The 17,193-nt window shown below is 41.0% G+C and carries 1 protein-coding gene; it reads left to right on the top strand.

Annotated elements, in window-relative coordinates; translation table 11 throughout:
* Positions 1-158 precede the first annotated feature (158 nt).
* Positions 159-17,159, top strand: a complete 17,001-nt coding sequence (locus IPP32_02220; GenBank protein MBL0046901.1) for a T9SS type A sorting domain-containing protein — start codon at positions 159-161, stop codon at positions 17,157-17,159.
* Positions 17,160-17,193 lie beyond the last annotated feature (34 nt).

Below are 17,193 nucleotides of genomic sequence, written 5' to 3' on the forward strand. Positions count from 1 at the left end.
TAACAATTGGTTCTACCGTCAATACAGCAACATTAGCAGTTATTGCAAATAATAGCATCAGTAGCCTTATTTCAACAGGTACAGGTGGTATCGTTTCAGGTATCACGTGCGCTAATACTTCACCTCTAATTAATATTAATAACAATACTATTAATACTTTGTCGTGTACCGGTGCATTTGCTGTAAATGGTATAACAATTTCAGGAGCAACAAATACACATGTATTCAAAAACAAAATTTATGATTTGTTAGGTACAAATGCTGCTTCTACCATTAATGGTATAAATGTAACTGGCGGAACAACAGTTAATGTTTACAATAATATTGTTGGTGATTTAAGGGCTACAGTTGCCAATACAGCCAACCCTTTAATAGGTATTAATATTGGAGGTGGTACAACCATGAATGTTTCTCACAATACCGTAAGATTAGCAAACACCGGTGGAGTTACCTTATTTGGTTCAAGTGCTTTATCGGCATCTACTACTCCTAACTTAACATTACGCAATAACGTATTGGTAAATACATCCACATCAGTTGGAGCAACCGGGTTTACAGTTGCGTATAGAAGATCAACTACAACCGTAAGCACACACAATGCTGCATCTAATAACAACTTATATTATGCCGGCACTCCTGGAACTAATAATTTAGTTGCCTACGATGGTACCAACAGTGATCAAGCGGTGATGGCCCTAAAAACGAGAGTTTTTCCGGCTGATGCGTTATCCGGAACTGAAAATCCAACATTTACGAGTACAACTGGTTCATCCTCTAGCTTCTTACACATTAATACAGCAACTGCAACCGGAATTGAGAGTGGTGCTCTTCCAATAAGTGGAATTACCGATGACTTTGATGGCGACATTCGTAATGTTACCACACCGGATATTGGCGCAGATGAATTTGCTGGTACACCTGCAGCGGCACTGGCTGCTCCAACTTTTTCGGCTACAACCGCCGCTAATCAATATGGATTTACTCTAAACTGGGTAGATGCCTCTGTTGGTGAAGCAGGATTCGTATTGTATCGTTCCTTAAATGTGGGTGGACCATTTACTCAAATTGTTGGTACTGTTAACTCCACCACTTCTGTAGGTACAGGTACCACTTATAGCTTTGTGCAATCAGGTTTACTTGGTAGTACCACTTATTACTACCAAATTGTTGCCAATAACTTTACCAGTTCTGCACCATTAGCAACTTCTGGTACAACTTCGGGTTGTACTGGTATTGGCGGGGCTACTAAAACAGTTGGCGGTGTGGCTCCTGATTATGCAACCTTAACTGCAGCACTTACAGCTTTAAAAACGAATGGTATGAATTCGTCAGTTGTTCTGGAACTTCAAACGGGTTATACCAGTGTCGGCGAAACTTTCCCTATTACAATTAACAATGAAATTGGTTGTTTAAGTGCGACCAATCAATTAACCATAAGACCAAAAGGAGATGTTGTTTCTCCGCTTACTATAACCAGCGCAAATGGTACAATTGCTACCATCGATGTAAATGGCGCTAACTATGTTACTATTGACGGTCGACCAGGCGGCATTGGAAGCAATAAATATTTAATTATTGAAAATACAAGTGCTACTGTTGGAACAGCCGGTAACGCGGTATTAATTCGTAACGAATCAAACAACAATACTGTAACGTATTGCGAAATACGCTCTGCTAACCCAAATGCCGCAAACACTGCTGCAGTTGTAGCCCTTGGAACTATTCCGGGTGCAGTTGCCATTGGAACAACTCCGGGTGGTGCTCAAGCTTTAGTTACTGCTCAAGTGACATTAACGGTTAGTACTTTAACCGTTACTGCCGTTAAATTTGGAACTTTAGCTGTTGGTCAAACCATTACCGGTCCTTCTTTTCCTGCGGGAACTACCATTACTGCATTAGGTACCGGAACAGGTGGAACTGGAACCTATACCTTTGCCCCTGCATTAGCAGCTTTGGCAGCTAGTCAATCTGTAACCGCCTCTATCATGAGTCTTGGAACCGGAAACGATAACAATACCATTTCCTTCTGCGACATACATAGCATCACTTCTGGAGGTACATTATCTGCCGGTATTTATGCTGGAAATGCTAGTACCGCCGGACTTGCTGCTAATAACGATAACAATAGCATTCTAAATAATAATATATACGATGTTTACCATGCTACACTCAATTCAGCCGCTGTCAATGTGGGCGTTGGTAATAATGCTTTTATAATTAACAATAACAGCATTTACCAAACCGGTCCAAGAAATATTGCCGCTGGTACACAAACCATTCGTGGTATTTGGGTAGCTCCGGTTTCAACTGCAACCGTAAACGGAAGTGGTTTCACCTTAATCGGTAACTACATTGGAGGGGGTGCTGCGCTTAATGGTGGTTCAGCAACCAGCATTACCGGTACTGCTGCATGGACATACAATGCCATGACAATAAGTGTTGGAAACGGGACTGCTACTTCTATTCAAAATAATACCATAGGAAATTTGGTAATAACTGCAGGAAATACAGGTGTAGCTGCAATGAGTGCTATTAACATTGCTGTTGGAACTGTAAATGTTGGAACTGTTACCGGTAATACTATTGGTGCAGCTAATACCGATGCGTCTGTAAGTCCTTCTATAACTTTTAACAATACAGCAACCACAGGTGGAGGATTTATTCCAATTTTTGCTGCAACACCAACTACCTGTTTTATTAATAATAATACTATTGCAGGTATTCAAATTGCCGGTACTGCAACTACTGCAGCGGTAGAATTTAATGGTATTGCCTACAACAACGGAACCATCACCATTAATAATAATACTATAGGTAGCACCACTACTGCAAAAAGCATCTATTGTGCTTCAACCAGCACAACTGCTGCTACAACAGCACCATCGCGATTTACAGGTATCTTATTAAGCTTAACAGGTGCTACTAATGGAATCACTGTAAGTGGAAATACAATTGCAAATATGTATTCCAATTATTCAGCTACCGTTGCAACAACTACCACCGGTATGAAAGGAATATTCGCCGTTGGAACATTTACTACCACTGCTCCAGTTACTATTACCAACAATATTATTCGTGATTTAACAACCTTAGCTGCAACTACAACGACCGGTACTATGACTGCATTAGGCGGTATAACCATTGGAACTGCCGGTGCATTTGGAAGCTGGACAGTAACCGGAAACCAAATTTACAATTTAAGCTTAGCAGGAGCTTCTACCACTAACGCTGTTCAAGCAACAGGTATATATGTAAGTGCTGTTCCAACTGGTGCTAGTATAATTGCCAAAAATATAGTTCACAGTTTTGATATTACAGCTACTAATCCTGCTGCTACCTTCACAGGTATTGATGCCGCAGGAGGTGCCTTTACATATGCCAACAACATGGTTCGATTAGGTGTAAATGGAACAGGTGCAAATGTTACTGCTCCAATGGCTATAAGAGGTTTTGCCAAAGGGTCTACTGTTGCTACAAACATTTACCATAACAGTATTTATATTGGAGGTACAGGTGTAGGGTCAAACACAACAAACACCTTCGCATTAACTAAAACGGGTACTGCTGTGGATGATATTCGCAACAACATTTTTGTTAATAACCGTTCAAATGCCGTAAGTGCAGGCGGTAAACACTATTCAATTGGTTTAAATTCCTTGACTACTTTAAATTTAAACTACAACGTTTATAATGGAAGTGGTATTGGGTATGTATTTGGATTAAATGTTACTACAGACGCTTCTATTTATACAAGCGGTTGGGTAAGTGGTGATGCCAACAGTCTATTTAAAGACCCACATTTTATTGCACCGGATGCAAATGCTACAGGCTTAGATTTACACATTAACCCAACACTTGCCACAGCAGTTGAAGGTAACGGTATTGCAATTGCTGCTGTTACCGATGATTATGACAATCAAACACGTTCGGCTTTTGGCCCAACAGATATAGGTGCTGATGCCGGAGCCTTTACTCAATTTGCTCCCTGCCTTACTCCTGCTGATGTTCCGGGGACACTTACCTTGACTACCATTTCACAAAATCAAATTAACGGTTCATTCCTTGCTTCTTCACCTATCCCTGCAAACGCTTACTTAGTTGTTCGCTACGATAATGGCGCTACAGAAACAGCACCTTCAGATAATACTTACTATCAAACCGGTGCAGCTTTAGGTTCAGGAACTGTTATTCAACTTTCTTCATCACTCTCCTTTATTTCTACAGGACTTTTTGGAGGAACATCTTACGATTACTATGTATATTCTGTTAATCTGGATTGTATTGGAGGTCCATTGTATAACGCTACCGCTTCAATGGCGACTCAAACATCTGGTACTTGCGTTGGTTTGAGTGGAATTGTATCTGTTGGACCAACAGCACCGGCATCGCCTGCAGGATTTGCTTCTCTAACAGATGCAATTACCTACTTAACAGCTAATGGCTTAACTGCTTCTACACAATTGGAGTTACAGGCGGCTTATTCAGGCGCAGTTGAAACCTTCCCAATTGTAATTGGAGCAATACCTTGTGCTGGACCAACTAAAACGTTAACTATTCGCCCCGAAACAGGAGTAGCAAGCCCGCTGGTAATAAGCGGTTCAAGCACTACAATTTTTGACTTAAGCGGCGCTAAATATGTAACTATTGATGGTCGTCCGGGTGGAGCAGGTACTTCAAAAATGCTTAGTATTATTAATACGAATACAGCAGCCATTTCTACTGTCCGTCTACAAAATGAGGCGAGCAATAACTTGCTTACTTATTGTGATGTTCAAGGAGCTTCCATTACTTCTACCAACCCAACCACAAGTGGTGTAATATTTATTGGTACAACCAACGGAGCATTTGGTAACGATAACAACACTATTTCGTTTTGTAATATACACTCTATCGATTTAGTTAGCTTCCCAACCATCGGAATTGGCGCAAGCAACCTTACTACACCTGGTTCACCTGCAAATAATGACAATACAACTATTACCGATTGTAATATTTATGATTTCTTCCAATCTGCTACCAATACCACAGCCAATGTGAGTGGTATTAAGATGGATGCAGGAAATAATAATTCAACTATTACAAATAACTCCATTTATGAAACCACCGGACTTACTTTTGGTGGTGCTGCTACCTTTAGAGGTATCTGGTTAAATCCAAACTCAGCTGCTGCAAACGTTACACATAGTAGTGGAAACACAGTTACAGGAAACTACATCGGTGGAAATGCCAAAATTGCAACAGGCCCAATGTTCTTCTTAACTACTGCTACAGCCAACTTTATGGGTATGGATATCTCTGTTGGAAATGGGGCTGCAACAAACGTTAATAATAACTTTGTCGCAAATATCGATTTCACCTCTTCAAACGTGGCAACAACCGGTGCCGGTCAATTTACCGGTATTAGTGTTAACTATGGAAATGTTGCCAGCATCGATAACAATGAAATTGGCTATCAAGATGCTATTAGCATTAAATCAACAGGAACTACCTCTGCCACTATAATTGCCGGTATACGAATTGGCGGTGGTATTTTAACGAATACAATCAACAACAACAGAATAGGATTAATAAGTGGAGATATGACTGCACTTACTGCTGCTCATTCTGTTTTTGGTGTATTAGTGAATGGTGGAACATCTACTTTAAATGTTACCAATAATGAAATTGGTCCTTTAACAAGCGGTACAACTTCTACCACTGCAACAGCTGGTCAGGTTGTGGGTATATCTACAACAGTAGCAAACGTTACTCCATCCATTAACGGTAATACGATTCACGATTTAAGCAATTTTGCAGTGAACAGTGGTACCGGTTCAACAGGTAATTCCGTAATGGGAGTTAATTTAAGCGGAACAACAATTACCGGTGCAGTTTCAGTGTCAAATAATACCATCTACAATTTAGCAAATTCTGCATCGTCTACTTCTACTAGTTTTGCACCATCAATTCAAGCAATTTTCTTAAATGCTGCAACTACTGCTGTAATTACCGCAAATGCAAACTTCATTCATTCATTTGCAACACCAAATTGGGTTCCTTCAGGCGTAACCACCGGAACAGCCACTTTTGTTGGTATTAATACGGTTACAGGTTCAACTACAACGCTTTCCAATAATATGATACGATTGGGTATAAATGCTAGTGGAAGTTCAGTGACTACTCCAATTAGTATTAGAGGTATTTACCGACAAGCTACCAGCGGAACGCATAATATTTATCATAATTCAGTATACGTTGGCGGAACCGGAGTTTTAAATGGTCAGCCGGCATTGTTAAGTAGCGCTTACTACAGAGCAGGCACAGCAACCGCTGAAAATGTAAAAAACAATATTTTTGTAAACGAGCGCGCAAATACAAGCGGCAGCATGAAACACTATGCTGTTTACTTGGGGGCTAACACTGCATTATCATTAGATTACAACCTCTATTTTAATGCCCCTTCTGCAACCAATTTCATCGGATTTAATGCGGGCGATGTTCCTAATTATATTGCCGGATGGGTTAGTGGTGATATAAATAGTCGTGTACCAACTTCATTTAATGATATTGGGTTCTTAAATGCAACAGGTAATGCGGCAGCTGTTAATTTGCACATTAATGCTGTAACGGCTTCTGATGTTGAAAGCAGTGGAACACTAATAGCAACTGTAACGCAAGATTACGATGGAGAAACCCGTAGTGCTTTTAGCCCAACAGATATTGGTGCAGATGCCGGAAATTTTATTCAACACGTTTGTGATAACACAACTGTAGCAGGAACAATTAGTGGTGGTGCTTCAGCGCTTTGTTTAAGCGGAACAGCAAATTTAGCTGTTATTGGTAACACTAACTTACCGGGTATTAGTTATGCATGGAAGAGCTCATTAACTTCCGGTAGCGGATATGCTCCGGTAGTAGGTGGAACAGTTGGAACACCTGCAACAACCTACATCACTCCTACTTTAACACAAACTACCTACTATATTTGTGAAGTAACTTGTTCAAATGGTGGTGGAACTACAGTAGCAACACCTGAAAAGGCAGTTATTGTAAACGACCCACAAGTACAATTACCTGTAACCGATGGTACCAATTGTGGACCTGGAACAGTTACTTTAACTGCTGCTCCTTCGTCCGCTCCAGCCTCAGCCGGTGCTTCTTTATCTTGGTATGCTGCTGCCTCAGGTGGTTCTCCTCTTGGAAGCTTTCCTTACGCTGCAATTGCAACTACCGGTTACAACAACGATATAGTTGCGGATGGAGTTGGTGTTACAAATACTATTTCAACTGGAACTTTGCCGGGAGTTACTCAACCAACTGTAGGTGTAGATGGAGGTGGTTATGTATTAATTGCACCTGATTACCAATGGTATTCAGGTAGTACATTACCAACTTGCTCTTTACCTGCCGGTGGTGTTATTGCAAGTTCTTTAACTTCAGGGTTAAATTATCAAATGCAAAGTTATACCGGAAATAATGCATTAACAATTGCAAGTAATACTTTTAGCGGTTCAGTATATCCTACTACTGGAACATTAAGTTTATCCACTCCTGCAAGTTATGCAACACTAAAAGTATTGTATGAATCAGTTTTATGGAATGCTGCAACACTAACAGCAACTGTAAACTTTACGGATGCTAGCACTCAAGTTATTTCAGGAATTACCTTCCCTAACTGGTTTGATGCCGCTTCAAAAGCTTATACACCTAGTATTTCCAGAGCTCAAAATACCGCACCTGGAGATCCGGATGCTTGTGGATCAGGTCCCTACTTGTTTGAAATGAATTTGGCATTAAATGCTGCTAATTACCAAAAACAAGTTCAGAGCATTACGTTCAGCTATTCAGCTGCTGTAGGCACAAATGCCGGTACAGTTGATTATGTTCATATACTTGCATTGGGTGGTAATCCTCCTCCTTATACAAATACCTTTACAACACCTCCAATTTTAACTTCAACGACTTATTATATTCAAGCAACAATTGGAACATGTAACAGCACTACCAGAACACCAATAAATGCAACCATAACAACAGGTGCAGCTTTAACAGTAACTGCTAATCAATCCGTGTGTGTGGATGGTATTGCAACTATTCAAGTTACTTCTAACACAGCTGATTACACAACCTATGATTGGTCGCCTATTACAAACTTGTATACTGATGCTGCTGCAACAATAGCTTATACAGGTACAGGTAATCCAACTACTGTTTATTTAAAAACATCCACCGCCGGAAGTAATCCTATAACTTTAAATGTTACCGGCTTTGGATGTACTAACCTTGCAACATCAACAGTAACGGTTGATGCTTATCCTGTTATCTTCTCCGCAGATGCTAATCCAGCTACGATATGTGCCGGACAAACTTCAACTTTAACTGCGCTATCTAGCACAATAGGAAATTTACCAGTTACAATGGGAACTGGTACAACTACCTCAGCAGGGGGTGCATTTTTACCACTTTACCGAACATATGAAGGAGCGCGTCACCAATATCTTTACTCACAAGCAGAATTAGCAGCAGCTGGATTTGTTGCTGGTGATTTCACTTCTTTAACTATACCGCTTTCTGTAGCTGCTTCAGTTAATTTTGATTTATTTACCATTCGAATGGCAAATACCAATTCTGCTGCTTTAACAACAACATTTGAAGTTCCTTCCCAATTTTATCGTGTGTATCGAAACCCAAGCTTTACACCTTCGGTTGGAAACAATGTATTTGCATTCACCACGCCTTTCCCTTGGAATGGGACCTCAAATATCTTGATTGATATAAGCTTTGATAATGATTCAACAGGAACATGTTCAGGATGTTGGGGCAGCAGTGTAACTCAAACATACACCACAACAGCATTTGCGTCAGCATCAGAAACACACCAAGATAATCTTTTAAGTGCTCCGAGAGACATTAAAAGTTATGCAACAACTACTACCGGAGTAGCAGGAAGCGTTGTATCGACACGTCCTAATTTTATACTCACTGGGCCTGCGCAAACATTAGGAGCAGGAACTTATAATTGGCAATGGAACCCGGGTGCTGTTAATAGTAATATTACAACTGTAAGCCCAAGTAGCACTACAATTTATACCGTGTCCGCAACTACTCCGATTTCAGGTTGTACATCTTCAACAACCACAAGTATCAGTGTAAATCCATTACCATTAGCACCAACAGCATCAGCTCCTTCTGACCAATGTGGTATTGCAATTCCGGGAGTTTCAGTGAGTTCTAATTCAGGATTAGTTGGACCTCAGTTTACATGGTATTCGGCGCTAACAAATGGAACACTATTACAAACACCTCCATTAGGAGCATTGCAGAATTACTATACCAATGATTTTACTTCGGCTACCTTATCAAATTCATCTGTAGCTGGAGCTGCAGCAATTAGTGGAGGGGCACTTTATTTACAAACAACTAATCCTAACACCGGTGGTGCATTAACGGTAAATGCAAGTGGAGTAAACTCAACATTATATCAAACCAATTTTGATTTGTCCTTAACTTCTTTGGCTGCTTCAATGGCCGATGGTTTTAGCTATTCATTTGGGGATGATGCTATTCCTTTAAACAATGCAACAACGCCTACTGCAGAACATGGAAGCGGAAGCAAGTTAAGAATTTGCTTTTTGACCTTTAATACGGCAAGTGGTAGTGATGGAAAAGGTATTTACTTAGGATATGGTGTAAGCGCAGCAACCGGGTTCACAGCAGCTACTCCTGGAATGTTAGGTTATTCAACCAACGTTGCCTGGATTCCAACAAGCGCTACTACTATAACCAGCGCAGTGAATGTTTCAATTAACGCAGCTGGTCAATTAACCTTAATTGTTGGTGGAACAACCATCTTTAACAATGTACAGTTACCGGCAGGTTATTTAAGCGCAGACCGCTCTACTTGGAAACATATTTTCAGCAGCAGAAGCGGTGGTACCGCTGGTGGTTTTGCAATGGATAATTTAGCTATTCAAGCAAACGATTATGCTGCAGGATATACAACTTATCAAACTGCTATTAATGCTACAACCAATTTTTATGTTTCTGAAAAAAATCCAACAACGGGTTGCGTAAGTTCTCCACGTGTGCTTGCTGTTGCGAATGTAAGCAATGGAGATGTTGTTGCAGCTGTTGCGCAGGTAGCAAGTTTAAATATTACGGAACTTTGTGTGAATAGTACTTTCCAGTTATCCACCTCACAAACCGGACTTAATCTAAACAACTATTCCTATACATGGTCTGCAAACTCTGCCAATAGTGGAATTACAGGTACTGTTTCAGGAGGAACATTTTCTTCTCCAACAACCTTGAATATAACACCACTTGCTGCAGGTAGTTATACTTATACTCTAAATTATACCGATGGTGTATGCAACGGTTCAACATCTATCAATGTAACCGTTAATTCATTACCAGTTATATCATCCGCAACAGCAAGTGTAAATCCGGTTTGTGCCGGTACCTCTTCCACACTAACTGCATTAAGTATTATTGGAGGTGTATTTAATGCAAATGTTGGTACCCAAACTACTACATTAAGTACAACAGGAAGTCCTTATCGCTCTGGTGCAGGAAGTGGAACACAAGTTAAAAGTCAATATATATATACTGCCGCAGAATTGACTGCTGCAGGACTAACAGCAGGTCCTATTGATAATATTGGTTTTACAACTACTACCACAACCGGTACAATAATTAATTTTCAAATTGACTTAGCAAGCACTAATACTTCGGTTCTCACAACAACCTTTCAAACAACTCCTGCAACAACTGTATTCACTCAAGCATCTTTTACTCCTGCAGTTGGTTTAAATATTCATACATTTAATGCAGGTACCTTCACATGGGATGGTATTTCAAACATTTTGGTAAATGTTTGTCAGCAGAATTCCGTATTAGGAACTTCAACCACCGCAGCCTTTACACCTGCTTCACTTTCAAATTGTCAAACTACAGGTACTACAGCATGCGCGACTGCCACTACAGGCACAACTTCAGCTGCAAAGCCAATTATAAGATTTGGACGCTTACAAATAGATAATACTGCAGCGCTTAATTGGCAGTGGAATCCAGGTGCATTGAGTGGTAATGTTGTTTCGGTTTCTCCTGGGATTACTACCATTTATACTGTAAGTGCTACTAACCCAACTACCCAGTGTTCGAACGTGGCAACTTTAACTTTGAATGTAGATCCATTACCAAGTGCTCCAACATCGCCTGGATCATCTCATTGTGGTGATAACCTTCCAACTGCAGTGGTAACCTCAACAAGTGGTTTACCAACACCTACATTTAAATGGTATGATGCTTTAACTGGCGGTAATTTAGTACAAACATCTACTTCACCTACCTATTTGAGTTCACTCGCTAGCAGCACAACTTTTTATGTAACAGAAGTAGGAGCTAGTGGTTGCGAAAGTTCACCAAGAACGCCGGTTGTAATTACGGTTACTCCTGCTGATCCAATTGCAATTACTGCGGTATCGGCATCTTGTATTGGTAATGCAATCTCTTTTGTTGCAGCTAAAACAAGCGGTACTACTCAAAACTATACCTACACCTGGTCTGCCACTCCTTTAGTAGGAAGTGGTATTAGCGGCACGCAAACCGGTGCTAACCAAAGTTTCACCCCAACCGTTGCCGGAAATTACATTTACAGTGTGCTAGGAGTGGATGGAATTTGCTCTACATTAGCTACGAAAACAGTTGGCGTATATAGCGGAATCACAGGAAGTGCAGTAGGTACACAACCTACCAGTTGTTTAAATCCAACCGGTTTAATTACACCAACCGTTAGTGGAGCAGGAACAGTTGTGAATAATAACTTCACAAGCTCCACTTTACCTGCTAATATGACTTCAGACGGTGCTGATTTTGCAATTACCGGTGGTCAAATGCAATTTACACCTAGCGTTGCAGGTAAAAAAGGAGGCGTTTTGATTACTAACCCAACAGGCTTAGCCAATAACGATTTCCAAATTGATTTTGATATGATTACCACACCAGGAAGTACCTCTCCAGCTGATGGATTTAGCTATAGCTATGGTCCCGATGTAGTTGCTTTGCCAACCGGTTTAGGAAGTTCAACCGTTGGAACTACTGTGGCGCCTAACACCACAAATCCTGAAAATGGAAGCGGCGTAGGTTTAAAATTAGGCTTTGATGCCTATGGAAATGGTTCCAACACTGCGGGTATTTACTTAATGTATAACTGCCCAATCTGGAACCAGATTCCAAGCAGTACTGGTGTATTATTCTATACAGCAAATACAACTTGGAGAGCTACAACAACCACAGGTGCTTCTACACACATAACCATTACCATCAATAACTTAGGTCAAATTTCGTTGTTTTTGAATGGCGTTCAAGTAGTTACCAATCAACAATTACCGGCTTCCTATTTAACAGATAACAAAGCAACATGGAAACATGCCTTCTGCGGTAGAACCGGAGCAGAATTCCAAGGTCACTACATCGACAATTTGTTAATTCAGTATAACAATTTCTACGAATACTCAATTGATAATGGAGCAACTTGGACAACAACTACGCCTATTGTTCCACCGGCAGTAGGTACTTACAACGTTCAGTCACGTTATGTAACAGTGCCTGCTTGTGTGGCAAATTTAGGCTCCGTTACCATTGCTCCTCCTGTATTTACAACAGCAACTTCAGCAAACTCAATTTGTGCTTTCAGTGGTATGCCAACAATAAGCTTCACCCCATCGTATGCTTTGGCTACGTATCAATGGCAAAGTTCACCGGCTAGTACCACCAATTGGCAAGACATACCGGGAGCCACAAATGCTACCTATGTGCCAGGATCTGGCTCGTTACTCGTAAATACTAAATTCAGATGTAAAATTTATTGTATCGGTATTGAAATAGCAGGTTCTCCAACTGTTCCGGTTACTGTAAATGTAAATGTTCCGGCTGTTGCCTCAACATTAGCAGGTACACGTTGTGGAACGGGAACAGTAAATCTTTCTGCAACACCATCAGCCGGTGCTAGTATTAAATGGTATACTACTCCAACCGGTGGTACTGCAACTGCAGGAAGTTCGTATACAACTCCTGTATTGTCAGGAACACCGGGTGTAACTCCTTTCTATGCATCTGCATCTATTGGTGCAAGTGGTTCATCAACAACAGGCATGCCTGCAGCATTAGGAACTGCCACATCTGGAGCAGGTACAACCAACTTCGGATTAGTGTTTGATGCTTTGTCGTCCTTTACATTGAGTTCAGTTACTGTTTATCCTGTAAGTGCTTCAAGTGCTGCAGGTACCGTAACCATCGACATTATTAATAGCTCAGGAACAGTATTAAATACTGTAACTGCAAATGTGGTGGGTAGCCCTGCTGCAACTCCATTACCAACAGTTATTAATTGTAACTTCAGTATTGCTGCCGGAACTAATCTTAAAATGCGTCCTGCCTTTACCGGAATCACAGGCTTGCTATTTGAAGCTGCGGCCTCAGCTCCGGGAGGCAATTATGGATTCCCTTATGTAGTGCCTGGTGTTGTTTCAATTAACTCAGGAACGCTTACAGCTGCTCCAACAAATACTGCCAGACTTGATCTTTACTATTATTTCTACAATTGGGTAATTGGCGGTGGAAGCTGCGAAAGCAATAGAACAACTGTTAATGCTACAGTAACTCTTGCGCCTGCACTTACATCGGTTACTGCAACTCCTCCAAATTTATGTGGCGGTGTATCAACCAATTTGGTTGCTACCAGTGGCAATTCAAATTATTCATATGAATGGACTCCAGGAAATTTAATTGGTAGCAGTGTAACTGTTTCTCCAAATAGTTCAACTACGTATTCAGTTACAGCAACCGATAATATTTCTGGATGTGTTAATTCAGGAACTGTTAGTGTATTTGTAGATCCATCCTCCGCTGTAACCGTTACAAAAACAGGACCTAATCCAACCTATCCGGGCAACGTAACAACGATTAATGCATCCGCAGGATTGATTACCGGAACAGTCGGAACATTTGGGTCAGCTACCACTACTTCTACCGCAGGTATCACTCCATTTAATTCGAATTGGGAGGGAAGCAGAGTACAGTACTTAATTCGTGCAAGTGAATTAACAGCTTTAGGTTTCACAGCCGGTAATTTTAACAGTATGGCTTTCGAAGTTTCAGCAACCGGAACGGGTACATTTGCACAGAGCGGATTTAACATTAAAATCGGACACTCCAATGCAACAGCAATGACCTCGGTATACGAAACACCTACTGCCGGATTTACAACAGTATATGGTCCGGTAAATGAACCAGCACCAACAGTTGGTTTAAAAACCTATTTGTTTGGCACACCATTTACATGGGATGGCGTTTCTAGTGTATTAATTGAAATCTGTCATGATAATGATATAAATGCAAGTTGTGCAAGTTGTTTCAGCAGCAGTTCAACAGTTAGATATACGAATACTGCATATAATTCAACCTATGGTCGATATGGCGATAACGTTCAAGCTTGCGGAGTATCTTCAACCAGTGCAGCAACAACTTTTACAAATCGTCCAAACATTACGTTTACCTCTGGAGGCGCAGTTACCTTTACATGGGCACCGTTTGCAGATTTGTATACCGACGCCGGTTTAACTTCACCATATACCGGTGCACCTGCAACAGCAACAACTGTTTATGCAACACCAAGTACAACAACTGCATACACTGCAACATCGACTACTAGTTTTGGAGCTTGCGGATTTACGAGTGGTAATACAACTGTTAATGTAATTACAACTCCTCCTGCTTGTCCGGCAACTGTAACAGTTAGCAATAGTAGCTGCTATACCACCGCTTCATTAAGCTGGACACCAGTGCCACTTTACGCAGATGGTTACTATATATATGTAGCTAAGGATAACCCAATGACTGATTTTGTTTTCTATCAAACATCAGTGGGCTTGGCAACAACATTTAGTTTAGGGGTATTAACTCCAAATACTACCTATTATTATATGGTTGCACCTTATAACGTAAATGGTGAAAGCGTATGTTCTATTGGTCAATTTACAACCGGCGCGTCTCAAGATGCATACCCATCGGTTGCATTACTTGCACCTCCAACACCGGCAGTTACTTATGTATTGAATGGTGAGAACACCACACCACCGTTAATGCCTTGCGGTGTAACTACTGAGAATGCAGATCAATTAGGTAACAGTTCATGGTACACTTCAACCATTGCACCGCGCACCGGAACACGTCACTTACGTATCGATAAAAACTCGGATAATGTAACACCTTTAGATGATTATTTCTTTACCGTTCCAGTACACGTTACTGCAGGGAAAGTTTACCGCATCACTTGGTGGGATAGAGCATCTTCAGCCAGCTTCACTGAAAGCTATGAGCTACGTATGGCAACATTACCTGACGCGTCTACCATGTCTGGTTCAACTCCCGATTTGTTTTCTACCAATAGCACCACTTACGCACAAAAACAAGGAACAGATTATTTAGTTCCTGTTGGCGGAACCGGTGTTGTATATTTCGGATTCCATGCAATTAGCCTAGCGAATAGAGGCAGCATTTATATTGATGATATCACTATAAGCGAAGTACCGGTACCTCAAATTAATCCTGCATACTGTACAACCATACCAAGCATGTATGATCAGATTTTTGTTACACCAATTCCGGGAGCGACTAATTACCGTTTCAAAATTGTTGGAACCGGTGCACAAACAGGATACAATTTTGAACACTACCGTAACAATGCGAACCCTGATTACCGTTTGAAATGGGCTCCGGGTGTGATTTATGGATACGCTTATAATGTACAAGTTGCATCTTATGTTGCCGGTGTTTGGAGTCCTTATGGACCTGCATGTTCTGTATCTTTAGGTGCATTCCCTGCTATCAAATTGCGTAACAATCCAGCAACTGTAGCTGGTCCTTGTGACTATGTTATTTCTGACTTAAATGATAGATTGTTAACGGATTCACTTTCCGGTGCAAACGATTACATGTACAAAATTGTGGAAGATGTACCGGGTGGCGCTTATGATTATGACCATACTTGGCAACGTCAAAGTGGTAACCTCGACTTCCGTTTAGTTTGGGCATACCAATCGTCTCCGCTAATTGATCGTGTTCGCTTTGGTTATAGTTATGACGTTCAAACGCGTGCACTTGTTGGTAAAACAGGAGCAACTTTCGGTAACCGTCCGGGTGAATGGGGTCCTTATGGAGTAACTTGTAAGTTAGATTTAACTACAACTTCTCCTACAACATCCTTAACCAACTGTAACATTACTTTAAGCTCACTCAACGATCAAATTTTTACCACTCCGGTAACGGGTGCTACCAATTATGAGTATGAGTTTACAGCTCCAGGTTATACTGCTATAGCATATCGTAGTAATGGAAACACAGACTTCCGTTTGATCTGGATTCCAACTACCCCAGCTGTTCCGGGTGGTGTGCGTTACGCAACAACTTATACTGTTCGAGTTAAGCCTTATGTGGGTGGAGTTTGGTTAAGTTACGGTGCACCATGTACAGTAACTACGCCCGCTGCTCCAACAACATCCATCTCAACTGTTGGATTCTGCGGGTCTACACTATCACCGGGTCAATTTAGCAGTATCATAAATTGCACTGCAGTACCGGGAGCTAGCATGTATTCTTTCCGAATTACCAATGTAGGTGGAGTTGCTTATTCTAAAGTATTGTATAACTATAATGCAAACACCAGCTTTAGTTTATCACGTACTTTGGTTTGCTGCGGATTCCCGAACATGTTACCAAACGCAACCTATACTATCGAAGTAGCATACTACGCCGGTCAGTGGAGTGCTTATGGACCAACCTGTACATTCACCACAGGAGCGACTGTTCCACGTTACTCACCATTCTCTACCGAAGGTGTTGAAGCAACGGATGAAGCACTTAATTTAAGTGTGTATCCAAATCCTGCAACTGTAAATGAGCAATATGCCCTTGAGTTACAAGGCATAACAGCTGCTAACGAAAAAGTTCAGGTAGCTATTTACAACATGATTGGCGATAGAGTTTACCGTGCAGAAGTAATTACCAAAGAGGAAGCAACTCTAACCATTAGACCTGAAATGCAATTAGCAGCAGGGGTTTATATGGCCGAAGCGCAACTTAATGGAAATGTTTACAGAGTGAAATTTGTGGTGAAATAAGCACCATTAATAATAAAAAAGGAAAAGCCCTTGC

The organism is Bacteroidota bacterium, assembly GCA_016721765.1.
Lineage (GTDB): Bacteria > Bacteroidota > Bacteroidia > UBA4408 > UBA4408 > UBA4408.